The organism is Siccibacter colletis, assembly GCF_000696575.1.
In the GTDB taxonomy this organism is placed as follows: Bacteria; Pseudomonadota; Gammaproteobacteria; order Enterobacterales; family Enterobacteriaceae; genus Siccibacter; species Siccibacter colletis.
Genome location: NZ_JMSQ01000007.1, coordinates 41,636 through 67,119, shown reverse-complemented (window position 1 = coordinate 67,119; position 25,484 = coordinate 41,636). Strand labels below are relative to the sequence as shown.

Annotated in this window: 24 protein-coding genes; 6 read left to right on the top strand and 18 right to left on the bottom strand. The window is 57.4% G+C overall.

Going from position 1 to position 25,484, the window contains the following annotated elements:
* Positions 1–71: 71 nt before the first annotated feature.
* From ghxP to soxR, 3 genes are all read right to left on the bottom strand, one after another.
* A complete protein-coding gene (ghxP, locus tag ET34_RS0109235) occupies positions 72–1,421 on the bottom strand; it encodes a guanine/hypoxanthine transporter GhxP (protein ID WP_031521423.1) in 1,350 nt (449 codons plus the stop codon).
* A gap of 330 nt (positions 1,422–1,751) precedes the next feature.
* Positions 1,752–2,420: a glutathione S-transferase family protein gene (locus ET34_RS0109230; RefSeq protein ID WP_031521421.1), complete on the bottom strand. Its 669-nt coding sequence runs from the start codon at positions 2,418–2,420 to the stop codon at positions 1,752–1,754.
* A gap of 103 nt (positions 2,421–2,523) precedes the next feature.
* Entirely contained in the window at positions 2,524–2,979 is a 456-nt protein-coding gene (soxR, locus tag ET34_RS0109225) for a redox-sensitive transcriptional activator SoxR (RefSeq protein WP_031521419.1), read from the bottom strand.
* A gap of 84 nt (positions 2,980–3,063) precedes the next feature.
* On the opposite strand from soxR, the gene soxS reads away from it, so the two are divergent.
* A complete protein-coding gene (gene soxS / locus ET34_RS0109220) occupies positions 3,064–3,387 on the top strand; it encodes a superoxide response transcriptional regulator SoxS (RefSeq protein ID WP_031521418.1) in 324 nt (107 codons plus the stop codon).
* 8 nt (positions 3,388–3,395) lie between these two features.
* Here soxS and ET34_RS0109215 read toward each other — a convergent pair whose 3' ends face one another.
* Entirely contained in the window at positions 3,396–4,985 is a 1,590-nt protein-coding gene (locus ET34_RS0109215) for an EAL domain-containing protein (RefSeq protein ID WP_031521416.1), read from the bottom strand.
* A 470-nt stretch (positions 4,986–5,455) separates the two neighbouring features.
* Here ET34_RS0109215 and ET34_RS0109210 point away from each other — a divergent pair, with 470 nt between their 5' ends.
* Positions 5,456–5,731, top strand: coding sequence for a YjcB family protein (locus tag ET34_RS0109210; protein WP_031521414.1), 276 nt, complete (start codon positions 5,456–5,458; stop codon positions 5,729–5,731).
* A 103-nt stretch (positions 5,732–5,834) separates the two neighbouring features.
* Here ET34_RS0109210 and ssb1 read toward each other — a convergent pair whose 3' ends face one another.
* Entirely contained in the window at positions 5,835–6,377 is a 543-nt protein-coding gene (gene ssb1 / locus ET34_RS0109205) for a single-stranded DNA-binding protein SSB1 (RefSeq protein WP_031521413.1), read from the bottom strand.
* 310 nt (positions 6,378–6,687) lie between these two features.
* On the opposite strand from ssb1, the gene uvrA reads away from it, so the two are divergent.
* Positions 6,688–9,516, top strand: coding sequence for an excinuclease ABC subunit UvrA (gene uvrA, locus ET34_RS0109200; protein WP_031521411.1), 2,829 nt, complete (start codon positions 6,688–6,690; stop codon positions 9,514–9,516).
* Between the two features lie 147 nt (positions 9,517–9,663).
* On the opposite strand, the gene ET34_RS0109195 is transcribed toward uvrA, so the two are convergent.
* The 5 genes from ET34_RS0109195 to dnaB form a co-directional block, all read right to left on the bottom strand.
* On the bottom strand, positions 9,664–10,017 hold the full coding sequence (locus ET34_RS0109195; protein ID WP_031521409.1) for an MmcQ/YjbR family DNA-binding protein: 354 nt from the start codon (positions 10,015–10,017) through the stop codon (positions 9,664–9,666).
* A complete protein-coding gene (locus tag ET34_RS0109190; RefSeq protein ID WP_031521407.1) occupies positions 10,014–10,436 on the bottom strand; it encodes a secondary thiamine-phosphate synthase enzyme YjbQ in 423 nt (140 codons plus the stop codon). Before ET34_RS0109190 ends, ET34_RS0109195 begins: the two co-directional genes overlap by 4 nt.
* Positions 10,437–10,590: 154 nt before the next feature.
* Positions 10,591–11,784: an aromatic amino acid transaminase gene (tyrB, locus tag ET34_RS0109185; RefSeq protein WP_031521406.1), complete on the bottom strand. Its 1,194-nt coding sequence runs from the start codon at positions 11,782–11,784 to the stop codon at positions 10,591–10,593.
* A gap of 147 nt (positions 11,785–11,931) precedes the next feature.
* Positions 11,932–13,011, bottom strand: a complete 1,080-nt coding sequence (gene alr / locus ET34_RS0109180; RefSeq protein WP_031521405.1) for an alanine racemase — start codon at positions 13,009–13,011, stop codon at positions 11,932–11,934.
* Positions 13,012–13,180: 169 nt separating this feature from the next.
* Positions 13,181–14,587, bottom strand: a complete 1,407-nt coding sequence (dnaB, locus tag ET34_RS0109175; RefSeq protein WP_031521403.1) for a replicative DNA helicase — start codon at positions 14,585–14,587, stop codon at positions 13,181–13,183.
* A gap of 139 nt (positions 14,588–14,726) precedes the next feature.
* Between dnaB and ET34_RS0109170 the strand changes: the two genes are divergently transcribed.
* Positions 14,727–15,710 carry a quinone oxidoreductase gene (locus ET34_RS0109170; RefSeq protein ID WP_031521402.1) on the top strand — a complete coding sequence of 328 codons (984 nt, stop codon included), beginning with the start codon at positions 14,727–14,729 and terminating at the stop codon, positions 15,708–15,710.
* A gap of 174 nt (positions 15,711–15,884) precedes the next feature.
* On the opposite strand, the gene pspG is transcribed toward ET34_RS0109170, so the two are convergent.
* The 4 genes from pspG to ET34_RS0109145 form a co-directional block, all read right to left on the bottom strand.
* A complete protein-coding gene (gene pspG / locus ET34_RS0109165; protein WP_031521400.1) occupies positions 15,885–16,127 on the bottom strand; it encodes an envelope stress response protein PspG in 243 nt (80 codons plus the stop codon).
* A 130-nt stretch (positions 16,128–16,257) separates the two neighbouring features.
* A complete protein-coding gene (gene dusA / locus ET34_RS0109155) occupies positions 16,258–17,256 on the bottom strand; it encodes a tRNA dihydrouridine(20/20a) synthase DusA (RefSeq protein ID WP_031521399.1) in 999 nt (332 codons plus the stop codon).
* Between the two features lie 88 nt (positions 17,257–17,344).
* A complete protein-coding gene (locus ET34_RS0109150) occupies positions 17,345–18,622 on the bottom strand; it encodes a conjugal transfer protein TraF (RefSeq protein WP_031521397.1) in 1,278 nt (425 codons plus the stop codon).
* Positions 18,623–18,783: 161 nt separating this feature from the next.
* Positions 18,784–19,272 (bottom strand): cupin domain-containing protein, encoded by a 489-nt coding sequence (locus ET34_RS0109145; protein WP_031521395.1) that lies wholly within the window; start codon positions 19,270–19,272, stop codon positions 18,784–18,786.
* A gap of 103 nt (positions 19,273–19,375) precedes the next feature.
* Between ET34_RS0109145 and zur the strand changes: the two genes are divergently transcribed.
* On the top strand, positions 19,376–19,891 hold the full coding sequence (gene zur, locus ET34_RS0109140) for a zinc uptake transcriptional repressor Zur (protein ID WP_031521394.1): 516 nt from the start codon (positions 19,376–19,378) through the stop codon (positions 19,889–19,891).
* 76 nt (positions 19,892–19,967) lie between these two features.
* On the opposite strand, the gene ET34_RS0109135 is transcribed toward zur, so the two are convergent.
* The 4 genes from ET34_RS0109135 to ET34_RS0109120 form a co-directional block, all read right to left on the bottom strand.
* On the bottom strand, positions 19,968–20,177 hold the full coding sequence (locus ET34_RS0109135) for a CsbD family protein (RefSeq protein ID WP_031521392.1): 210 nt from the start codon (positions 20,175–20,177) through the stop codon (positions 19,968–19,970).
* A 229-nt stretch (positions 20,178–20,406) separates the two neighbouring features.
* Positions 20,407–21,726, bottom strand: a complete 1,320-nt coding sequence (dinF, locus tag ET34_RS0109130) for an MATE family efflux transporter DinF (RefSeq protein WP_031521390.1) — start codon at positions 21,724–21,726, stop codon at positions 20,407–20,409.
* An 80-nt stretch (positions 21,727–21,806) separates the two neighbouring features.
* Positions 21,807–22,415: a transcriptional repressor LexA gene (lexA, locus tag ET34_RS0109125; RefSeq protein WP_031521388.1), complete on the bottom strand. Its 609-nt coding sequence runs from the start codon at positions 22,413–22,415 to the stop codon at positions 21,807–21,809.
* A 109-nt stretch (positions 22,416–22,524) separates the two neighbouring features.
* Positions 22,525–22,893: a diacylglycerol kinase gene (locus ET34_RS0109120; protein WP_031521386.1), complete on the bottom strand. Its 369-nt coding sequence runs from the start codon at positions 22,891–22,893 to the stop codon at positions 22,525–22,527.
* A 130-nt stretch (positions 22,894–23,023) separates the two neighbouring features.
* On the opposite strand from ET34_RS0109120, the gene plsB reads away from it, so the two are divergent.
* On the top strand, positions 23,024–25,447 hold the full coding sequence (gene plsB / locus ET34_RS0109115; protein ID WP_035891079.1) for a glycerol-3-phosphate 1-O-acyltransferase PlsB: 2,424 nt from the start codon (positions 23,024–23,026) through the stop codon (positions 25,445–25,447).
* Positions 25,448–25,484: the final 37 nt, after the last annotated feature.

Sequence of the window (25,484 nt, the reverse complement as noted above, 5' to 3'; positions counted from 1 at the left end):
TAAAGGAAACAGGATGTGCCTTAAAAACAAAAATGCGGGCCGTAGCCCGCACCTCAGGAAAATCAATGGGTTCAGATCGCCCAGCCGCCAGCGTAGAACGCCACCAGTGCGACCGCGATCAGCACGGTGCCGATATTCAGACGACGCCATTCGCCACTGAACACGCGGCCAATCACCAGCGACGCGAAGCCGATCATGATGCCGGTGACGATGTTGCAGGTCAGCACGATAAACACGGCGGTGATAAGCCCGGCCATCGCATCAACGAAGTCAGCAAAGTCGATTTTCGCCACGTTGCTCAGCATCAGCAGGCCAACGTACATCAGCGCTGGCGCGGTGGCATACGCCGGCACCAGGTAAGAGAGCGGCGACAGGAACAGGATCAACAGGAACAGCACGCCGACGGTGAGCGCCGTGAGGCCGGTTTTGCCGCCCGCAGCGGTACCCGCGGCGGATTCGATATACACCGCCGCCGGTGCAGCACCGACCAGGCCTGAGAATACGCTGCTCAGGGAGTCGGTGGTCAGGGCTTTGCCGCCGTCGATGATCTGTCCGTCTTTGTCCAGCAGGTTAGCCTGTCCCGCCACGGCGCGGATGGTGCCGGTGGCATCAAACACTGCCGTCATTACCAGCGCCAGCACGCTTGGGATCACGATCGGGTCGAGCGCGCCCATGATGTCGAGGCTGCCGATCAGCGAATTGCCGTTTTCATCGCTCAGGGACGGCATGGCGAACAGACCGGAGAAGTGTACGTTAGGGTCGAAAATCAGGCCGACCACGGAAATCCCGATAATGGTCAACAGAATGCCGCCCGGCACCTTAAGTTTTTCCAGACCGATAATCACCGCGAGACCAATCAGCGACATGATCACCGGGAAGCTGGCGAAGTGGCCGAGCGCCACCGGCAGACCGTCGAGCGGGTTTTTCACGACCAGGCCGACGCCGTTGGCCGCGATCAGCAGCAGGAACAGGCCGATGCCGATGCCGGTACCGTGCGCAACACCCTGGGGGAGATTACGCAAAATCCAGCTACGAATGCCGGTTGCGGAGATGATGGTGAACAGCACGCCCATCAGGAATACCGCACCGAGCGCCACCGGAACGCTGATTTGTTGACCCAGTACCAGGCTGAAGGCGGTGAATGCCGTCAGGGAGATCGCGCAACCGATGGCCAGCGGCAGGTTCGCCCACAGCCCCATCAGAATTGACCCTACGCCCGCCACGAGGCAGGTGGCGACGAACACCGCCGCAGGTGGGAAACCGGCTTTACCCAGCATGCCCGGTACCACGATGACCGAGTAAACCATCGCGAGGAAGGTCGTCAGACCGGCAACGATTTCCTGGCGCACGGTGCTGCCGCGGGCAGAAATTTTGAACCAGGCGTCGAGTGAACCGCCGGTACGCGCAGAAGGCGTAGACATAGTGAAACATCCCCTGAAATTATTATCGTTCGCTCCGGTATGCGGTGGACAACCCGCTGCTTATCAAACGTTTCAGTCCTGCGCTGCGTTGCGACCAAAGGGGGATCGCAAAAAAGCAAACGTTTAACTCCGCATACAGAAGACGGCTAAAAATCGACAGCGCCCGCGGATAAACGGCGGGCGCTGACTGAAGCAAACGATTATCCAGTGTTCTTACTGCGCTTTTCAAACATAATTTGCGACGTTTCGCCAAAATAACGTCCGGATGGCGAATCCCTCGCCAGCGTGTGCGCAAACGTTATCGTCGCTGCGCAACCTGTTAACACTTTCTCACGCGCCGGGGATCTCGAACGGGCCGCCCTGCTCAATGGCGCGCTGAAACGCCGGACGGCCCTGGATACGCTGATACCAGGCCTGGGTGTGTTCCAGATCGCGCATCCCGCCGCGCGCCAGCAGCGCCATGACCGGGAAGCTCATCTGGATATCGGCGATGCTGAAGGTGTCGCCGGCGAACCACGCCGACTGTGCCAGGTGGTTTTCAATGTAGTCCGCGTGGGTCACCAGCTGCTTATTGAGCCAGGCTTTCTGCACGCCCTGCCCCAGCGCCTTCCCTACCGGACGCAGCACCCAGGGCACCGGCTTTTTACCAAGGCTACTGAACACCAGCTTCATCATCAGAAGCGGCATCAGCGAGCCTTCGGCATAGTGCAGCCAGAAGCGGCACGCCAGCTTCTCACCCGGCGATTCCGGACGCAGCAGGCTTGCCGGGTCGTAGGTTTCCTGCAGATACTCCAGAATGGCCCCTGATTCCGCAAGGATCAGGCCGTTATCCTCCACCACCGGTGATTTGCCCAGCGGGTGCACTTTCTTCAGCGCGGGCGGGGCCATCATCGTCGGTTCACGCTGATAGCGCACAATCTGGTACGGCAGGTTCAGCTCCTCCAGCGCCCAAATCACGCGCTGCGAGCGGGAGTTATTAAGGTGGTGAACGATCAGCATGGCGAACCTCCTGGATATTCAATTAATTAACTATAGGAAAGGGTCCGGCCAGACGGCGGAAAATTATCGTTCAGCAATCCCGGCAACCGCCGGGCAGGAAAAATCACTCCTCAAGAAGACGCGCTCCAGTACCCTGGCTGCCCAGGCGATCCTCCGGGTTACGCAGCGGGCAGTCGCGGTGCGACAGGCAACCGCAGCCGATGCAGCCGTCAAGATCGTCACGCAGCGCTGTCAGGGTATGAATGCGGCGATCCAGTTCCTCGCGCCACTGGGAGGAGAGCTGCTTCCAGGCTTTGGCATTGATGCTCTGCCCTTCTGGCAGCACGCCGAGCGCATCCTTAATGGTGCCGAGCGGAATGCCAATACGCTGCGCTATTTTGATAATCGCGACATAACGCAGCACATCACGCCGGTAACGCCGCTGATTCCCGCCGTTGCGCGTACTCTGAATTAAGCCTTTGCTCTCATAGAAATGCAGCGCCGAAACCGCCACGCCGCTGCGCTTTGCCACTTCACCCGGTGTGAGCAGCGTTTTTACCCGTTGAGTTTTCTTTTCCATGGGGCTTTACCTCAAGTTAACTTGAGGAATTATACTCCTGGCCACACTGAACGGCTAATCGATAACTCAGCACGAGGAAGAGCTATGTCACATCAGGAGATCATCAACACCCTGACGGCGTGGATCGATGAACACATCGATCAACCCATGAATATCGACGTGGTGGCAAAGAAGTCAGGCTATTCAAAATGGTATCTGCAGCGGATGTTCCGTACCGTGAAGCGCCAGACGCTGGGGGAATACATTCGTCAGCGCCGTCTGCTGATGGCGGCGGAAGCGCTGCGCACCACAGAACGGCCCATTTTCGATATTGCGATGGATTACGGTTATGTGTCGCAGCAGACTTTTTCGCGCGTTTTTCGCCGCGAGTTTGACCGCACGCCGACCGACTATCGCCAGAGTGCGTAAGTGACAGGTTACGCGCCTTGCCGGGCAGGCTCCGCCGCCTCAGGTTTATCCATCCAGGCGATAAATCCCTGAGGCGGCAGCGCCTCCGCAAAATACCAGCCCTGGCAATACTGGACGCCACGTTTCAGAAGCCAGCTCACCTGCTCGGCAGTTTCCACCCCTTCGGCAATAATCTTCAGGCGCAGGCTGTGGGCCATATCAATAATATGTTCAGCGACAAGGTGGCTGGTACTGTTGGTGGCGAGCGTGTCGATAAAGGATTTATCGATCTTCAGAATATCGACGTTGAGCGAATAGAGGTTGTGCAGGTTGGAATAGCCGGTGCCGAAATCGTCAATCGCAATTTCATACCCGGCCTGACGAAACGCCTGAATAACCGGCGTGGTTTTAGGGACATCAATAAAGCCCCGCTCGGTAACTTCAATTTTAATCTGCTGCGGGCGCACCTGATGCTGTTTCGCTTTTTCAGCGATCATTGCAATAAGCCGCGGCGAATGAAAATCCGATGCCGACAGGTTGAGCGAAATATAAATATCAGGGTGACGGGCCAGATAATCACCCAGATCGATGAACAGCTGATCGACAACGTAGTCGGTGACCTGGGCAATCATGCCTTCACTTTCCGCCAGCGGAATAAATTCCGCCGGGCTCATTACCGTGCCATTAAAACCCGGCCAGCGAAGTAATGCTTCCGCCCCGACACAGCGCCCCTGTCGAATATCAATAATCGGCTGATAATAAAGACGCAGCTGTTGACGGCGCAGCGCACGCTGCAGCCGGCGGCGCGGGGACTTTAGCTGCTGACGTGTGCGCGACCATACCAGCGAGACAATAAGACTACAAATCAGCCCCAGCGGTAGCGTCAGGGTTAACTGATGCCAGAATTGTTCGTGAAACCGCGTCATGGTCGTGGAGACAATAATCGCAACCGGACGCGTCGCGGAGCGGGCAATAGTATAAAAGCGCCCGTCGAGCTGGAACGTCTGCTGATTGCGCTGAATCAGCGGACTTAACGTCTGCATATCGGCGTGTGCGCTCAGGGAAAAGAATTCGTCATTAACCGTGTCATAGGTGCCATACACCAGCGAGGTATCGTCAGACATCACATCGCCAAACGCGCGCGGATTAATCACCACAGCATAATTCCCACGCTGCATATATAACATTTTATAGCCGGCATAAAACGGGGTATCACGATAATAATAAATAGCCGTATCAGACGTATCGCTGAAATTTGCCCGTCGCAGGGTTAACGGCGTTGAAAGCGTTAATTGAGTCGAACACAGGAAATTATTTCCGCGGGCATAAACAAGATCTTCAACAAATAAATGCCCGCGTACAATATCGAGCATAAATTTTCGATGATCGTCACTGCATGATGCCCCGCGGAATGATTCTGCCATCGCGCGAGCGCGCATCGCATCATCCACGACAATACTGGTGCGGTTGAGTATTAAGTGTGCGAAGGAGCGCAGGTGATCCCGGGTATCGCTGACCGCACGCAGCTGAGCAAACCAGACGGCAAAAATCACAGGCAATAACACCACCATGATAATACCGGTAATACGCAACGCGTTACGCCCTGCCCTGTGATGCATGATGGTTTGATATCCCTGCAAAACGTGTCACTTTTGACCGCGTTCAGACATTCACAAAATCGCATTACGGTGCATGAAGAGTGGCATTTTAGCAACTGACTTTTGTATTTCAGGCGGCCTGCTGAGGGCTGCTGATAATATAAGCAAATTGCCTAAAGCTAAATTCAGATGCTTTCATTACGGCATGACGTTTTTTATTTTCTGCGGGCTGTGCTTTTTTTATTCTCAGAGCAAAAAACCAGACGCTGCGGTTAAGAGAGCATTCGGGTCAGCCGCCATGTGCGGGCCAACGTGAGATTTGTAAAACCGGGGCGTAAAGCGGCGCGGCATCTGGCGAATTAATAACCAAACGTGATATAGTTCACACAACTCTTGTAACAGAGTGCAATTTCCTGTTTGTGACGTTTTCTCCGCGGCGTACATCTGCCCTGATGTGCTGGCGGAGATGGTTTTCTGTTGAGGATGTTTTGATGGCTACCATCACTACCGGCGTATTACTGATGCGCTGGCCGTTACTGAGTGCGCTGCTGATGTTTATGGCCAGCACGCTGCATATTCAGCTGCGTAAGACTGACTATCGCGGTCTGGCAATCGTCTGCACCGGCCTCGGTATCGCGGCTGCCTGCTGGTTCGCCACCGGCCTGCTGGGGATCACCCTGATCGATATCGCCCGCGTCTGGGCCAATATCAAGACCATTATGGTGGATATGGCGTACCAGGCACCGCCGCAGTTTCCGGTGATGTAATCACCGGTTTGCCTGCGTTTCAGCGTAGCGGAAATGAAATGACATAAAAAAAGCCTCTGTAAACAGAGGCTTTTTTGTTTCCGGATGCAAACAGTGCTGCAAATCAGAACGGGATGTCGTCGTCGAAATCCATCGGCGGTTCGTTAGACTGCGCCGGGGCATTGTTCTGCTGCTGCGGGCGAGACTGCGCGCCGCCGCTGAACTGGTTGCCACCCTGCGGCTGCTGAGGCTGACCCCAACCGCCCTGCTGCTGCTGACCGCCGCCCATGCCGCCGCCAGCCGGTGCACCGCCGCCCTGACGGCCACCCAGCATCTGCATGGTGCCGCCGACGTTAACCACGACTTCCGTGGTGTACTTCTCAACACCGGCCTGGTCGGTCCATTTGCGGGTCTGCAGGGAACCTTCGATATAAACCTGAGAACCTTTGCGCAGGTATTCACCGGCCACTTCAGCCAGCTTGCCGAACAGCACAACGCGGTGCCATTCAGTTTTCTCTTTGGTTTCGCCGGTTTGTTTGTCGCGCCATGACTCTGACGTGGCCAGGGTAATGTTGGCAACTGCGCCACCATTCGGCATATAGCGCACTTCCGGGTCCTGACCCAGATTCCCGACGAGAATCACCTTGTTTACGCCTCTGCTGGCCATGTTCATGTCTCCTGAAAAACGATTCTTTAAGAGTGTAAACCGTGAAGTCTACCATTGAAACCGCGCAGTGTAATCGCTGGGAGGCTCATTCCACAATGTCTTTCCCGATAAACATTTTTGCAGCCTCATCCGGAAAGCGCCTCCCAATACTGTATATCCATTCAGGTTAATTTGTGTCATAATTAGCCGTTTCAGATCGCCGGTTGTCCTTCTGTCTCCGGCCGCGATGACATGACCGTCGCTATGTCGCTGTTATGTCACTCAAGGTGGAGAAAATACCAGGCTTACGCGTTTATTCCGGGAAAGGTGAATGGATAAGATCGAAGTTCGGGGCGCCCGCACCCATAATCTCAAAAACATCAATCTCGTTATCCCTCGCGACAAACTGATTGTCGTTACCGGGCTTTCGGGTTCAGGCAAATCCTCTCTGGCTTTTGACACCCTTTATGCGGAAGGGCAGCGTCGCTACGTCGAGTCGCTCTCGGCCTATGCGCGTCAGTTCCTGTCCCTGATGGAAAAGCCGGATGTCGATCATATCGAAGGGCTGTCGCCCGCGATCTCTATCGAGCAGAAATCCACCTCGCACAACCCGCGCTCGACCGTGGGGACCATCACCGAAATTCACGACTATCTGCGTCTGCTTTATGCCCGCGTCGGCGAGCCGCGCTGTCCGGATCACGACGTGCCGCTGGCGGCGCAGACCGTCAGCCAGATGGTGGATAACGTGCTGGCGCAGCCGGAAGGTAAACGCCTGATGCTGCTGGCACCCATCATCAAAGAGCGCAAAGGTGAACACACCAAAACGCTGGAAAACCTTGCAAGCCAGGGTTATATCCGCGCGCGTATCGACGGTGAAGTGTGCGATCTCTCCGATCCGCCGAAGCTTGAGTTGCAGAAGAAACACACCATTGAAGTGGTCATCGATCGCTTTAAGGTACGTGAAGATCTGACCCAGCGCCTGGCCGAGTCGTTTGAAACCGCGCTGGATCTCTCCGGCGGCACCGCGATAGTTGCCGACATGGACGACACCAGCGTGCCTGAACTGCTGTTCTCGGCGAACTTCGCCTGCCCTATTTGCGGCTACAGCATGCGCGAGCTGGAACCGCGTCTGTTCTCGTTCAACAACCCGGCCGGTGCCTGCCCGACCTGTGACGGCCTGGGCGTGCAGCAGTATTTCGACCCGGACCGCGTGATCCAGAACGGCGAGCTGTCGCTGGCCGGCGGCGCGATCCGCGGCTGGGATCGCCGTAACTTCTACTATTTCCAGATGCTGCGCTCGATGGCGGAGCACTATAAGTTCGATGTCGATGCCCCGTGGGACAGCCTGAGCGCCAGCGTGCAGAAAGTGGTGCTGTTCGGCTCTGGCAAAGAGACAATTGAATTCAAGTACATCAACGATCGCGGCGACACGTCCGTACGCCGTCATCCGTTCGAAGGCGTGCTGCACAATATGGAGCGCCGCTACAAAGAGACCGAATCCTCTGCGGTGCGCGAAGACCTGGCGAAATTTATCAGCAACCGCCCGTGCGCAACCTGCGAAGGCACGCGTCTGAACCGCGAAGCGCGCCACGTGTTTGTTGAAAACACCGCGTTGCCGACCATCTCTGATATGAGCATCGGTCACGCGATGGAGTTCTTCAACAACATGAAGCTCTCCGGCCAGCGCGCGAAAATCGCTGAAAAAGTGCTGAAAGAGATTGGCGATCGCCTGAAATTCCTGGTGAACGTCGGCCTGAACTACCTGACGCTCTCCCGCTCGGCAGAAACCCTCTCCGGCGGTGAGGCGCAGCGTATTCGTCTGGCCAGCCAGATTGGTGCCGGTCTCGTGGGTGTGATGTACGTGCTGGATGAGCCGTCTATCGGTCTGCACCAGCGCGACAACGAACGCCTGCTCGGCACGCTTATTCATCTGCGCAACCTCGGCAACACCGTGATCGTGGTGGAGCATGACGAAGACGCGATTCGCGCAGCGGATCACGTGATTGATATCGGGCCAGGTGCCGGGGTGCACGGCGGCCAGGTGGTCGCGGAAGGCACGCTGAAAGACATTATGGCGGTGCCGGAATCCCTGACCGGGCAGTTTATGAGCGGGAAGCGCCAGATTACGGTGCCGAAAAACCGCGTCCCGGCCGATCCGGAAAAAGTGCTGAAGCTCAGCGGCGCGCGCGGCAACAACCTGAAAGACGTCACCCTGACGCTGCCGGTTGGCCTGTTTACCTGCGTGACCGGTGTTTCCGGCTCGGGCAAATCGACGCTGATTAACGATACGCTGTTCCCGCTGGCCCAGCGCCAGCTCAACGGTGGCACGCTGGCCGAGCCGGCGCCGTACCGCGAGATTCAGGGGCTGGAGCATTTCGATAAGGTTATCGACATCGACCAGAGCCCGATCGGCCGCACGCCGCGCTCTAACCCGGCGACCTACACTGGCGTGTTCACGCCGGTGCGCGAGCTGTTTGCCGGAGTGCCGGAAGCGCGTTCACGCGGCTATACGCCGGGCCGCTTCAGCTTTAACGTGCGCGGCGGGCGCTGCGAAGCCTGTCAGGGCGACGGGGTGATCAAGGTTGAGATGCACTTCCTGCCGGACATCTACGTCCCGTGCGACCAGTGCAAGGGCAAGCGCTATAACCGCGAAACCCTGGAGATCAAATATAAGGGCAAGACCATCCACGAAGTGCTGGATATGACCATTGAAGAAGCACGCGAGTTCTTTGATGCCGTACCGGCGCTGGCGCGTAAGCTGCAGACGCTGATGGATGTGGGTCTGACCTATATTCGTCTCGGTCAGTCGGCCACCACGCTTTCCGGCGGTGAAGCCCAGCGCGTGAAGCTGGCGCGCGAGCTGTCGAAGCGCGGCACCGGGCAGACGCTCTATATTCTTGATGAGCCGACCACCGGTCTGCACTTCGCCGATATCCAGCAGCTGCTGGAAGTGCTGCACCAGCTGCGCGATCAGGGCAATACCATCGTGGTGATTGAACACAATCTGGACGTGATTAAAACCGCGGACTGGATTGTCGATCTCGGCCCGGAAGGCGGGAGCGGCGGCGGGGAGATCCTCGTTTCCGGCACGCCGGAAACCGTGGCAGAGTGTGAAGCGTCGCACACGGCGCGCTTCCTGAAACCGCTGCTGAAAGCCTGATAAAACGCCCCGGTCGGGGCGTTTTTTTATGGTGAGCCGTGGCGCAGCGTAGGGCGGGTAAGCCTGCGCACCCGCCACGGCGGCTACCCGAAGGTGGGTGCGCTTCGCTTACCCACCCTACAGTACGCCCCGGTCGGGGCGTTTTTTTTAACTGCCTAACTGCTGGCGGGCACTGTCCGGTAGCGTATCAATCACCTGCTGGTACGAGGCATCCACCAGGAAATAAATCTGGGAATCCGGCAGCTCGCCGTCCAGATGCACCGTGCTCCAGTGCGCTTTATTCAGCTGCGCGCTGGGGAAAACATCCTCATGCTCGTCGCGCAGCAGTTCCGCCAGCGCCGGGCTGGTTTTCAGCGATACCACCGGGCGACCATCCGCCTCGTGCACCATCGCGAACAGCACATCCGCCACTTTTATCTGCGTCGCATCGAGGCCGCTATGTATATCCTGGCTGGCGCCCGCTTTATTCATGCAGTATTGCAGGATCTCCGAATGGGTCATTTTTCATCTCCTTGTAGCGTGGCGATAATTTTTCGCGCACCGCCATGAATACGGTGTTCCCCCAGCCAGATGCCCTGCCAGGTGCCGAGCTGCAGCCGCCCGTGACTTACCGGCAGCATCAGCGATACCCCCAGCAACGACGATTTGATGTGCGCGGGCATATCGTCCGGGCCTTCATAATCGTGCTCGTACGGGGCATCCTCCGGCACCGCTTTCAGGAAATGGCGTTCCATATCCTGGCGTACCGTCGGGTCGCAGTTTTCATTGAGCGTAAGGGAAGCGGAAGTATGCTGGAGCAGCAGGTGAAGCAGGCCCGTTTTAACGCGTGAAAGATCCGCTAGCTGGTCGAGGATCTCATCGGTAACCAGATGAAAACCGCGTGACCTGGCATTCAGCGTCACGGTCTGTTGAACCCACATAATTCGCTCCTGTGAAAGAATGTCCCGTTAAGTGTGTAGGCTGCGCGCCAAAAGGCAAAATCTTCGCGGTAATTTAATGTAAATAGCGGCAACAACAATAAAAAAGCGAGGCCGGTTTCCCGCCTCGCTTCTGGTGTCAGAAGTAAGCAAGTGCTTACATCACAGCAGCAAATGCCTGCGCGACGCGATGCACATTGTGACTGTTGAGGCCGGCGACGCACATGCGTCCGCTGGCGATCAGGTAAACCCCAAACTCCTCGCGCAGCCGCTCGACCTGAGCGGCACTCAGGCCGGTGTAGCTGAACATGCCGCGCTGGCGCAGCAGATAGCCAAAATCGCGGCCCGGCATGGCGGTTTCCAGCACCTTAACCAGCTCTTCACGCATCGCCAGGATACGCAGGCGCATGGCCTCCACTTCCGCCAGCCAGCTGGCTTTCAGCGTGGCATCGTTCAGCACGGTAGCCACCACCTGCGCACCAAAGTTCGGCGGGCTGGAGTAGATGCGGCGCACCGTCGCTTTCAGCTGGCCCAGCACGCGGCTGGCGGCATCCGCATCATCGCACACCACGGACAGACCGCCGACGCGCTCACCGTAGAGCGAGAAGATTTTTGAGAACGAGTTGCTGACCAGCGCAGGCAATCCGGCGCGGGCGATGGCGCGAATAGCATAAGCGTCCTCTTCCATGCCTGCACCAAAGCCCTGGTAGGCGATATCGAGGAACGGGATCAGCTCGCGCGCTTTCAGCACTTCAGTGACGCGGTCCCACTCATCATTGGTCAGATCCGCACCGGTCGGGTTATGGCAGCACGGATGCAGTAGCACGATACTCTGCGCCGGCAGGGTATTCAGCGTTTCCAGCAGCGCATCGACGCGCACGCCGCCGGTGGCGTCGTCGAACCACGGGTAGGTGTGTACCTCAAAGCCCGCACCAGCAAAGATAGCGACATGGTTTTCCCACGTCGGATCGCTGACCCAGACCTGCGAACCGGGGAAGTAGCGTTTCAGGAAATCGGCACCCACCTTCAGCGCGCCAGAGCCGCCGAGCGTCTGAATAGTGGCAATACGTCCGTCGCGCAGCGCCGGGTGAGCGTCGCCGAACAGCAGCGGCGCGATGGCGTTACGGTAGGAGACCAGGCCTTCCATCGGCAGATAGAGCGACGCACCGTGCGGCTGAGCGTTGAGACGCGCTTCGGCCTGCGCTACGGCATCGAGCTGCGGAATGATGCCCGCTTCGTTGTAGTAGAGGCCGATGCTGAGGTTGACTTTGTCCGGGCTGGGGTCTTCTTTGAAACGCTCCATCAGGGAAAGAATCGGGTCGCCGGCGTAGGCGTCAACATTCTGGAACACGCGTGGTTCTCCTGCTTTACGGTGGGGTAAGCGGACACAATAAACCGGAAAGAGGATGAGATCGAGAGGTTACTGAGGCGTTTAGCCTGTGGCCGGAACCGGCGTTTGCAGCGGGCCTCAGGGCGAGACCCGCCAGACACAGCAGGATTACTCCACGTACTTCATCGCCACCCGCGAAGTCAGGCGCGTAATAAGTTCGTAAGCACTCACTTTTGTGATTTCCGCGATGCGCTCAACCGGCAGCGCGTCGCCCCAGAGCAGCACTTCATCCCCGGCACGCTCCTGCGCCTCAGGGCCAAGATCGACACAAATCATGTCCATCGCCACACGCCCCACAATCGGCACTTCCCGACCGTTAACGATGACTGGCGTGCCCGAGGGCGCACAACGCGGATAGCCGTCGCCGTACCCCATTGCCACCACGCCGAGCCGGGTATCGCGGGCGCTGACCCAGGTTCCGCCATAGCCTACCGGCTCGCCCGCTTTGTGGGAGCGCACGGCAATCAGGCTGGAGGTGAGCGACATCGCCGGCATAAACCCGGCATCGGCGGCGCGCGCCCCGCCTTCCAGCGGCGAGACGCCATAGAGGATGATCCCCGGACGTACCCAGTCAAAATGCGACTGCGGCCACAGCAGAATGCCGGCAGACGCCGCTATCGAGCGCAACCCCGGCTTCCCTTCGCTAAAGGTGGCAAAGATATCCAGCTGGCGCTCGGTTGCGCCACACGCTGGTTCATCGGCGCGGGCGAAGTGGCTGACAACGTTTACCGGCTGGCATACGTTCGGGCAGCGGACCAGACGCTGATAAAACGCCTCTGCCTCTTCCGGCTGCACGCCCAGGCGATGCATCCCGGTATCCAGCTTCATCCACACCGTGACCGGCTTATCAAGCTTCGCCTGTTCCAGCGCGACCAGCTGCTCATCGCTGTGCACCGCCGTATGCAGCCCCAGCGCGGAAATCATCGGCAGATCGTCGGCGTTAAAGAAGCCTTCCAGCAGCAGAATGGGTTGTGTGATACCGCCTTCGCGCAGGCGCAGCGCCTCTTCAAGACGGGCCACGCCGAACGCATCGGCATCGGGAAGTGAACGGGCGGTCTCCAGCAGACCGTGCCCATAGGCGTTTGCTTTCACCACCGCCACCAGCCGACTGGCAGGTGCCAGTTCGCGCAGGCGTTGCAGGTTGTGTCGCAGAGCGCGGCGATTTACGACTACGGTTGCCGCTTGCATTGTCTTTCCTTGCTGTTGTTAAGTCTCTGGTTTTTTTAATCAATAATTTGGCGTTATTGGCGCAGCGAGTTTGGGCGCGGCCAGCGCACAGCCACCGGAGCGTACTGAAGTACGTGAGGATGGCGAGCACTGCCCAAGCCCAAAATCGCAAGTAAAATAGCCAAATTAATTATTCGTCGTCGTACTGCGGGCCAGCATAGTTATCAAACCGCGACCACTGCCCGTTAAACGTCAGGCGCACCGTACCGATTGGGCCGTTACGCTGCTTGCCGAGGATGATCTCAGCAATGCCTTTCATGTCGCTGTTCTCGTGGTACACCTCATCACGGTAGATAAACATGATCAGGTCGGCATCCTGCTCGATGGAGCCGGATTCACGCAGGTCCGAGTTCACCGGGCGTTTGTCGGCGCGCTGCTCCAGTGAGCGGTTAAGCTGCGAGAGCGCCACCACCGGCACCTGCAGCTCTTTCGCCAGTGCTTTAAGCGAGCGCGAGATCTCAGCGATCTCCAGCGTACGGTTATCGGAAAGCGACGGCACGCGCATCAGCTGCAGGTAGTCGACCATGATCAGGCTCAGACCGCCGTGCTCGCGGAAGATGCGGCGGGCGCGGGAGCGAACTTCGGTCGGGGTCAGGCCGGAGGAGTCATCAATGTACATATTGCGCTTCTCCAGCAGAATACCCATGGTGCCGGAGATACGCGCCCAGTCTTCGTCGTCAAGCTGGCCGGTACGGATACGGGTCTGGTCGACGCGGGAAAGCGAGGCGAGCATACGCATCATGATCTGCTCTGCGGGCATCTCCAGACTGAAAATCAGCACCGGTTTGTCCTGCAACATTGCCGCGTTTTCGCACAGGTTCATGGCGAAGGTGGTTTTACCCATCGACGGACGCGCCGCCACGATAATCAGATCCGAGCGCTGCAGGCCGGCGGTCTTTTTGTTGAGATCCTGATAGCCGGTATCCACGCCGGTCACGCCGTCATGCGGCTGCTGGAACAGGGTCTCGATACGCGCAACCGTGGCTTCCAGAATCTGATCGACGCTTTTCGGGCCTTCGTCTTTATTGGCCCGGTTTTCCGCAATCTGGAACACGCGCGATTCCGCCAGGTCGAGCAGCTCATCGCTGTTACGCCCTTGCGGGTCAAACCCGGCATCGGCAATTTCGTTGGCGACGCTGATCATATCGCGCACCACCGCACGTTCGCGCACGATGTCGGCGTAAGCGCTGATGTTCGCCGCACTTGGCGTGTTGCGCGACAGGTCTGCCAGATAGGCAAAGCCGCCCACGCCCTCAAGCTGGCCCTGCTGCTCCAGCGATTCCGAAAGCGTAATCAGGTCGATGGGTTTACCCATCTCCTGCAGGCGCTGCATTTCGGTAAAAATATGACGATGGGGACGGGTATAAAAATCGTTGGGTACTACGCGCTCCGCGACGTCGTCCCAGCGCTCGTTGTCCAGCATCAACCCACCCAACACCGACTGCTCCGCCTCGATAGAGTGTGGCGGCACTTTCAGCCCGGCGACCTGTGGATCGCGCGTTTCAGAAGGTTTGTTGAAGGGTTTATTTCCTGCCATAGTGAATGGAGTTACCGAGTTAGATTAGGGAGACGGGGCATTATATACCCTTGTTGAATCAGGTTACATGCGGCATTGGCCGTGATGCGACCGGGTGACGGGTATCGCCGCCGCACAACGATATGACACCGGAGGAGACATGGCAACACGTATCGAATTTCACAAGCATGGTGGGCCTGAGGTACTTAACGCCGTGGAGTTTACCCCAGCCGACCCCGCTGCCCATGAGATTCAGGTAGAGAATAAAGCGATCGGTATTAACTATATCGATACCTATATCCGCAGCGGGCTTTATCCTCCTCCGGCCCTGCCGGCGGGTCTTGGCACCGAAGCCGCTGGTGTTGTCAGCAAGGTCGGTCGCGACGTAAAGCACCTTAAAGCGGGTGACCGCGTGGTGTACGCGCAGTCCGCGCTGGGCGCGTACAGTTCGGTGCATAACGTGCCGGCTGACAAAGCGGCGCTGCTGCCGGACGCGATCTCCTTCGAACAGGCGGCGGCCTCGTTCCTGAAAGGGCTGACGGTGTTTTATCTGCTGCGTAAAACCTACGAGATCCAGCCGGACGAGCCGTTTCTGTTCCATGCCGCCGCCGGGGGCGTGGGGCTTATCGCCTGCCAGTGGGCAAAAGCGCTGGGTGCGAAGCTTATCGGCACCGTCGGCTCCGCCGAGAAGGCGCAGCGGGCGAAGCAGGCCGGAGCCTGGGAGATCATCAACTATCGGGAAGAGAACGTCGGCGAACGGGTACGCGAACTGACCGGCGGTAAAAAGCTGCGCGTGGTGTATGACTCGGTAGGGGAAGATACCTGGGAGTCGTCCCTCGACTGCCTGCAGCGCCGCGGGCTGATGGTGAGCTTCGGCAACTCTTCCGGCGCGGTCACCGGCGTGAACCTCGGCATTCTCAATCAGAAAGGCTCGCTCTACGTCACCCGCCCTTCGCTTCAGGGCTACATTACCAACCGCGAGGAGCTGGACGAAGCCAGCGCCGAACTGTTCTCGCTGATTGCCAGTGGGGTTATCAAAGTTGAAGTGCCGGAGAGTCAGCGCTTTGCGCTCGCGGATGCGCAGCGCGCCCACGAAACGCTGGAGAGCCGTGCCACTCAGGGATCGAGCCTGCTGATCCCATAAATAATCAGGGCTTCCCGAAGGAAGCCCTTTTCTTTTTGTTCGTCTGTATGTAGGGTACAGAACGATGAATTTGCGTTACAGCCGGTGCATAGTGACAGATTGCCGCCGTAAATCCTATTCTGCACCCGCCAAACTGCACACCAGGTTACAAAGATGTGATCAAGCGCTCAGGAATCAGTAACGCCAGCGACGCTTTTTGTAATAACGCGTTGAATCGGGTCTTTTTATCGCTCGCACGATCCACACCACGATCACCGCCAGCAGCAGCCACGGCAGCATCTGAATAAACAGCGCGAACAGCCCGCCCAGCATCATCACCACGCTTGCCAGAATCAACGCCGCCAGAATGCCGAACAGCGAAACGCCGGTACCCAGCAGCACCAGAAAAAACGCCACCACAAACAGTAGCTCCAGCATGGTTCTTGTCCTCCTGAAAATGATACGGGGTTATTACAAGATCCGTGCCAGAAATAACGTGTTGATTAACAAACAAAACGCCCCGTGCAAAAGCACAGGGCGTGGTCAAATTCACTATCTTTTAGCGTGATTAACGCCGACCTGCAACCTGCTGCAGCGCGTTCTCCAGCACCTGAATATCAGCCCCTGGCTTATGGGCGTTCTCGCTGAGATAACGACGCCACTGGCGTGCGCCGGGAATGCCCTGGAACAGGCCGAGCATATGACGGGTGACGTGCCCGAGGTAAGTTCCCTGGCTTAATTCACGCTCGATATAGGGATACATAGCGCGTACGACGTCGAACGGGTCGCGGTCGCTGCCCGCCACGCCGAAGATCTCACGGTCAACCGTCGCCAGAATACCGGGGTTCTGATAGGCCTCACGCCCGACCATTACGCCATCGAGATGCTCAAGGTGCGATTTCGCATCGGCCAGGGTTTTAATACCGCCGTTAATCGACATCGTCAGATGCGGGAAGTCGCGCTTGAGCTGCCAGACGCGTGGGTAGTCCAGCGGCGGGATCTCGCGGTTCTCTTTCGGGCTTAAGCCGGAGAGCCAAGCCTTGCGGGCGTGGATGATAAACATCTCACACTCGCCGCGCCCGGAGACGGTGTCGATAAAGTCACAGAGAAATTCGTAGCTGTCCTGCTCATCAATGCCGATACGGGTTTTAACGGTAACCGGAATCGACACCACATCACGCATCGCTTTTACGCAGTCGGCCACCAGCTGGGCATCGCCCATCAGGCAGGCACCGAAACGACCATTCTGCACACGGTCAGAAGGGCATCCGACGTTAAGGTTGATCTCATCATAGCCACGCGCTTCGGCCAGCTTTGCGCAGTGCGCCAGCTGCGCCGGATCGCTGCCGCCAAGCTGCAGTGCGACCGGGTGTTCCTCTTCGCTGTACGCCAGGTAATCCCCTTTGCCGTGAATGATGGCCCCGGTGGTGACCATTTCGGTGTACAGCAGCGTATGCTGCGTCAGCAGACGCAGGAAATAGCGGCAGTGGCGATCGGTCCAGTCGAGCATCGGCGCGATGGAAAAGCGGTGTGCGGGAAAAGTCGAAACGGGGTTTTCAGGCAACATAGTGGCTACAGGTTCGGTTTACCGGTCAAAAACAGGGGCGGCACTATAGCATAAAAAAGAACCGGAGGCGTGAGCCTCCGGCATCGCATCAGAAGGTGAGGCTCAGCTGCGCCCCGGCCCCCCAGGTTTCGTCTTCACCCACCATCCCGGCGAGATCGACACGTACTTTTTCGAATGGTGCAAAGCCCACACCGGCGGTGACGACGTCAGCATCGTTATCTTTGACGTCCGCCCGGTAACCGGCACGCAGCGCCAGCCAGCTCAGCGGACGAATTTCGCCACCGACGCCAACGTACTGTGAGTCATCTTCACTCTTGAAGTGTTTGGTTGGCGTCAGATCGCCATCGGCGCTGAGCGTAACCAGATCGTTTTGCCAGGAAACGCCGGCGGTCACCAGCGGACGGATCTGATAGGTATCCTTGAAGCCGTTAACCTCTTTAGTGTCGAGGTCGCGCGACATCAGGTTTTGCCCACTTAACCCGACGCTCCAGTTCTCACTGAGATCGGCCGCGATACCAGCGTCAACGTTGAAGCCGGTGTCATCCTTACGATAGCGGCTGTTACGCAGATCGCTGCTGTCGTAGTTGTAGATGGACGCGGAATAGTTATACAGCCAGGTTTGCTGCAGTTTCGGCGTCACGCCCAGGGAGACCGGCACACCGCCGATATCAAACTTTTTCGCCACCGCCACGCCGTAATCGGTGACGATAGCTGCACGACCAAATGCCGACGAGCGCAGGTTGTCGGTGATGGCATCTCCGCCGTTAATCACCGCGTCGAGGATCTCGCCCCCGGCGAATAGATCGTTATTCTGGATATTACGCAGATAGGTGATGTCGTTCGGATCGACGTCCGAGCTGATGCGCGCGTGGGCATAAGCTTTGGTAACAAATGCCACTGACAAGACATCGTTCGGAATGCTCACCGCCACGCCTGCCGCAGCGCTGGCGCGAGCCGATTTACCATCAAGATATTCAAGCTTGTCTGCCAGCTCGCCCGCTGCGCCCTGGAACTGGCGGAAACGGGTGCCGATATTCAGCAGATCCTCTGGCCCCAGGCTGTCAACGATATCGTCGTAGTAATCAATACGATCGTTAATCTCATCGATTTCATCACGCAGATTATCCGGATCGGTAATTTGCGCCTGAACCGAAGGCAAGATCACCGTAATGTCATCCTCGGGGTTGGCTTTCGCCAGTAACGCCGGGTTGATTAACACACCACTGCCATAGCGGGCTGACGCAACGCCCGTTCCGCCCATCGCATCGTTACGTGCTTCCGCCCAGTTATTTGCTGCATTTGCCTGGTGCGCAAGTACCAATGAAAGTGCGATAGATATCACCGAAGGTTTGATTATTTTTTTCACAGTGTACCGTCTTATTATCAGATGAAGACTTATACCCCCGCCTTTTCAAGCGGCCAGAGGTTGGTGATTGCTGTGTTACCGAATCAAAACGGGTATGACCCAAAAAGTTCCCGACTTCCCTGTACTTTTTTTATGTTACTCAATGTATATAGACGAGGGTTTCATTTTCGTGAAGGTTTGCCGTTATGAGATGTAAAAATCTGGTGGGGAGGGTCAATCCAGCGATCGGGACGCGTGGCGGCATAGTCGGGGTTTAACGGGTAATAAATACGGTTGCTGGATTTATTGGCTTCGCCAATAACTAACAGGCGAACCTCGCTGTCGGTGTTATTGATAAAGGTATGGCAAATCCCTGTTCCGGCAGGAAAAGCGATGCTGTCGCCCGGCTCCAGCGGCCATAACTCGCCGTTGATCCATGCTTCAGGAAACCCTTCCAGCACAAACACGAACTCCTCTTCCGCACTTTCGGCATGAGGATAAGAAGTACGGCGGCCCGGTGGCAGGCGTTCGTGATGGATCCCGAGCCGCGAGAGACCGAGGCTTCGCGCCAGCGGTGCGCCGATGGAGAACAACTCCGGGCTATCCGGATAGGCCGAATCGTCTTTCCCTTCAAGTTCGCGCCAGTGGCGGATAAATTCAGGACGTTTCATCATTAACCTCGCGAATGGTTGAGCGGCACCGAACAGAAGTGCTGTCTCGGAGTTTTATCAGCTTTGTGATAAAGTAACACCCTACTTTTCCCGGAGGTTGCTGATGGATATGACCACATCTCAAAACGTGTTAACGCAGGCTGAAAAGCTCTGTCTGCAGCGTAATGTGCGCCTGACGCCACAGCGCCTTGAAGTGTTGCGTCTGATGACGCTGCAAAAAGGGGCAATCAGCGCTTACGATCTGCTGGATTTATTGCGCGAGAGCGAACCGCAGGCCAAGCCGCCCACCGTTTATCGCGCGCTGGATTTTCTGCTTGAGCAGGGGTTTGTGCATAAGGTGGAATCCACCAACAGCTATGTGCTGTGCCATCTGATCGATCAGCCGACCCATACCTCAGCGATGTACATTTGCGATCGCTGCGGGCAGGTGAAAGAGCAGAGTGCGGATGGGGTAGAAGATATTCTCCAGGCCGTCGCGGCGCGGATGGGCTTTGCCTTGCGCCACAATGTGATTGAAGCACACGGGTTGTGTTCTGGCTGTGTTGAAGTTGAAGCCTGCCGCCATCCGGGTGCATGCGATCATGACCATTCAGTGCAGGGAAAAAAGCGCGGGAAGTAATGAAGGGGTTAAGTGGTACATCCTTGTACCTGGGCTGGGTAGGCCCCGAGGGTCAGCACAATTGAGTTAGCGTGCGTTACCAGCGATAGTTATGACGGGTTTCCCAGTCAGTAACCTGCTTATCAGCCTCGTCTTTGCTGTTGCCGTAGCGCTCCTGGATCTTACCAACCAGCTGATCGCGCTTACCTTCAATGACAGTCATGTCATCGTCGGTTAATTTACCCCATTGTTCTTTCGCTTTACCTTTGAACTGTTTCCAGTTACCGCCGACTTCGTCTTTATTCATGATAATGTCCTCATCGTTCGGTTTATGAGATTGCGTTTATGAACCGTCCTGACATTCATCTCATTTCCTGCTGGACGTGATAATAATTGTAGACGAGCCTGCGGGAACGGGGCGGTGATTCGGAATATTTAACCATTTTCACCCCCTGACGCATGAAAAAAGACCATGAAAGGGCTGCAAAATCAGGAAGCTGGAGGCTGCTTAAAGCCCGGTAAAGGGATGTAACTGACTATGTAAACCAGCGGTCTTGTTGCCAGAAACGCCGCCACATCCAGCCCAGCGTCACACCTCGCAGCGCCAGGAAGACGCACAGCGCCAGCCACAAACCATGATTACCCAGCAGCGGAAGCGACAGCAGCGTCAGGGCAAACCCCAGCGCGGCCAGCGCCATGCTGTTACGCATCTCCCGGCCACGGGTGGCGCCAATAAACATACCGTCCAGCAGATAACACCAGACACCCACCAGCGGCAGCAGGATTTGCCACGGCAGATAGTGCCCGGCAAGCTGCCGCAGGCTGTCGATGGAGGTCAGCATGGCGACAATAGTCGAACCGAAACAGGCATAGACCAGGGCAAATGCCAGCGCGACAATCCCCGCCTGCCGACAGGCAGCGCGCCAGACATCAAGCAGCGAAGAGCGATCGCGCGCGCCAAACGCGTGGCCGGAATGCGCTTCCACCGCATAGGCAAAACCGTCGAGCGCATAGGCCGTGAAAGTGAGGAGCGTCATCAGCACAGCATTCACCGCCACCACCTCAGCCCCCAGCCGCGCCCCGAGGACGGTAATGGAACCGAAGCAGAGCTGGAGCAGCAGCGATCGCAGCATAATGTCGCGGTTAAGCGCCAGCAGCTTACGCATATTCCCGCGCCATGCCGCTTTCAGCATGGTTACGCTGACACCCCGCAGCCGCAGGACTTTCCACGCCATCAGCAGGCCGATAAGAAAGGTGACATATTCGGCGATAACCGTTGAGAGCGCCGCGCCCTGCACATTCATCTGCAGCCCCATTACCAGCCACAGGTCGAGCACGATGTTAAGCAGGTTACCCACCACCAGCAGGATCACCGGTGCACGGGCATACTGCACGCCCAGCAACCAGCCGAGCAGCACCAGATTTGCCAGCGAGGCGGGCGCGCTCAGCCAGCGGATCTCAAGAAAGCGGCGCGCCTGAAGCAGGACGTCGTCGCTACCACCGGTGATATGCAGCGCAAGATTGATAAGCGGAGTACGCAGAAGAAAAATGGCGAAGCCAGCAATAAGCGCCAGCATCAGCGGCTGTACCAGCGCCCGCGCCAGACCGGCGGGGTCTTTCGCACCAAAGGCCTGGGCCGTCAGCCCGGTGGTGCTCATACGCAGGAACAGCAGCAGCATAAACAGGAAGCTGGTGGCCATTGACCCTACCGCCACGCCGCCAAGATAGGCTGCGCTGTCGAGATGACCAATCACCGCCGTATCCACCAGGCCAAGCAGCGGCACGGTGATATTCGAGAAGATCATTGGCAGCGCAAGACGCCACAACGCTTTATCAGTGGAGGAGAAGAACGACATGCTGCCCCGAACTGGTAATGAGGTCAGAAGGCTAACCTCACGGCAACACGCAGCGCCATGAGGTTAAAATCAGAGGGAGGTTACAGCCACTCGCCGTTGCGGATCACACCCACCGCCAGGCCTTCGATTGTGAAGCTCTGTTCGCGCAGGTCAACCACGATAGGATCGAAGTCGCTGTTTTCAGGCAACAGCTGAACGATGTTGCCCTGTTTTTTGAGACGTTTTACGGTCACTTCATCTTCGATACGCGCCACCACAACCTGGCCGTTACGCGCTTCTTCGGTTTTATGCACCGCCAGCAGATCGCCATCCATAATGCCGATGTCTTTCATCGACATACCGCTGACACGCAGCAGAAAGTCTGCGCTCGGCTTGAACAGGGAAGGGTCAACCTGATAGTGACCTTCGATATGCTGGGAGGCCAGCAGCGGTTCACCCGCCGCAACGCGACCAATCAGCGGCAGCCCTTCAGCTTCTTCAATGAGCAGACGAATGCCGCGCGATGCGCCTGAAACGATCTCAATGACGCCTTTACGCGCCAGCGCTTTCAGGTGCTCTTCCGCCGCGTTCGGGGAACGGAACCCCAAACGCGCTGCAATTTCCGCACGAGTAGGCGGCATGCCGGTCTGGCCGATATGATCCCGAATGAGATCGAACACCTCTTGCTGCCTGGTCGTTAACGCTTTCATTCCGCCCCCTGGGTGTATATACAGTTATGCTGTGAGTATATACAGTCAAAGGCGACTTTGGAACCACAAAATGCGCAAAAAACCAGACACACGGCCCGTTCTGGAAAGGTTATCGCAAATGCTGCCAAAGTAGCGTGCCCCAGGTGATAAGAGCGGTGATGATAGACAGCAGTACCGCACCGGACCCCATATCTTTGGCACGCCCGGAAAGCTCGTGGAATTCCGGCCCGATTCGGTCCACTACCGCCTCAATGGCGCTATTAAGGATTTCGACAATCATGACCAGCAAAACGGAACCGATCAGCAAAACGCGCGTGATGGCATCAACATCCAGCCAGCATGCAATCGCAATTGCCACAACTGCCGCGACGGCCTCCTGGCGGAAGGCGGCTTCATTTTTCCATGCTGCGCGATATCCTTTCCAGGAGTAGCCTGCAGCTTTGATAATACGGGTTAACCCGGTGGTGTTATTCGCCATGAAAAGAAACCTTTTTGAATTCTGAGCGTCAATGCTTTTACGTCGCCTTCAGCGCAGCACAGAAATTCCCAACGGATTCTGATATTCTTGCGGCGCGATTGCATTATTAACCAGAGGCTTTACATCGTTTATGTCCGGTTGGCCACGAATTTACTACAAATTACTGAATTTACCATTAAGCGTCCTGGTAAAGACCAAGTCTATTCCGGCAGACCCCTGCGCCGAATTAGGGCTGGATACCTCTCGCCCTATTATGTATGTGCTGCCCTATAACTCTAAGGCAGATTTGCTGGCGCTGCGCGAACAATGCCTGGCGCATGATTTACCCGACCCGCTTGAACCGCTGGAAATCGACGGCGCTATTCTGCCGCGCTACGTGTTCATTCACAGCGGGCCGCGCGTATTCACCTATTACACGCCGAAAGAAGAGTCTATTAAGCTCTTCCACGACTATCTGGATTTACACCGCAGCAACCCGAATCTCGATGTGCAGATGGTGCCGGTTTCGGTGATGTTTGGCCGCTCTCCGGGCCGCGAAAAGGGCGAGGTTAACCCGCCGCTGCGCATGCTGAACGGCATTCAGAAGTTCGTCGCTATCTCCTGGCTGGGGCGCGATAGCTTTGTGCGCTTCTCGCCGCCGGTTTCGCTGCGCCGCATGGCCACCGAACACGGCACCGATAAAATTATCGCGCAAAAGCTGGCGCGCGTGGCGCGTATGCATTTTGCCCGCCAGCGTCTGGCCACCGTTGGCCCACGCCTGCCGGTGCGTCAGGATCTGTTCAATAAGCTGCTGGCGTCAAAAGCGATTGCCCGTGCGGTAGAGGACGAAGCGCGTACCAAAAAGATCTCCCATGAAAAGGCGCAGCAGAATGCCGTCGCGCTGATGGAAGAGATCGCGGCTGACTTCTCCTATGAAGCTATTCGCGTGAGCGATCGCGTGCTGGGCTTTACCTGGAACCGTCTCTATCAGGGCATCAACGTTCATAACGCTGAGCGCGTACGTCAGCTGGCCCACGACGGTCACGAGATCGTCTATGTGCCCTGCCACCGCAGCCATATGGACTATCTGCTGCTCTCTTACGTGCTCTATCACCAGGGGCTGGTACCGCCACACATTGCTGCGGGCATCAACCTGAATTTCTGGCCCGCTGGCCCGATTTTCCGCCGTCTGGGCGCGTTCTTTATCCGTCGTACTTTTAAAGGCAACAAGCTCTATTCCACGGTGTTCCGTGAGTACCTCGGCGAACTGTTCAGCCGCGGCTACTCGGTTGAATATTTCGTGGAAGGCGGACGCTCCCGTACCGGTCGCCTGCTGGATCCGAAAACCGGCACGCTTTCGATGACCATTCAGGCGATGCTGCGCGGCGGCACTCGTCCGATTACGCTGGTGCCGATTTACATCGGCTACGAGCACGTCATGGAAGTGGGCACCTATGCCAAAGAGCTGCGCGGCGCTACGAAAGAGAAAGAGAGCCTGCTGCAGATGGTGCGCGGGCTGAGCAAGCTGCGCAATCTCGGCCAGGGCTATGTCAACTTCGGCGAGCCGATGTCGCTGACCTCATGGCTGAATGATAACGTGCCGGAGTGGCGCGAATCGGTTGACCCGATCGAAGCGATACGTCCGGCGTGGCTGACGCCAACCGTCAACGGCATTGCCGGTGAACTGATGGTGCGCATCAACAACGCCGGTGCGGCTAACGCCATGAACCTCTGCTGCACAGCCCTGCTTGCGTCACGCCAGCGTTCGCTGACCCGCGAACAGCTTACCGAGCAGCTGAACTGCTATCTCAGCCTGCTGCGTAACGTGCCGTATGCCGCGGACGCGACCGTGCCTGCTGCCACCGCCGATGAGCTTATCGATCACGCGCTGCAGATGAACAAGTTCGAAGTTGAGAAAGATACCATCGGCGACATCATCATCCTGCCGCGCGAGCAGGCAGTGCTGATGACGTACTACCGTAATAACATTCTGCACATGCTGGTGCTGCCATCGCTGATTGCCGCGATTGTTACCCAGCACCGCAACATCAGCCGTGAAACGCTGCTGAGCCAGATTGAAGTTATCTATCCGATGCTGAAAACCGAGCTGTTCCTGCGCTGGGATAAATCAGAGCTGGGTGGCGTCATTGATGCCCTGCTGGAAGAGATGCTGCAGCAGGGGTTAATCGTCGCCAACGGCGAGCAGCTTCAGCTTAATCCGGCACGCTCACGCACGCTGCAGCTGCTGGCTGCCGGGGTGCGGGAAACGCTTCAGCGCTACGCCATTACCTTCTGGCTGCTGAGCGCTAACCCGGCGATCAACCGCGGTACGCTGGAAAAAGAGAGCCGTACCGTGGCTCAGCGCCTGTCGGTGCTGCACGGCATCAACGCGCCGGAGTTCTTCGACAAAGCGGTCTTCAGCACGCTGGTGCTGACGCTGCGCGACGAAGGTTACATCAGCGATACCGGAGATGCCGATCCGACCCGCACCATGGCGATTTACCAGCTGCTGGGCGAGCTGGTGACCTCTGACGTGCGTCTGACTATTGAAAGCGCCTCGGCGCAGACCAGCTGACAGCCGAACGTTAGCCAATAAAAAAGGCGGGGTTCTC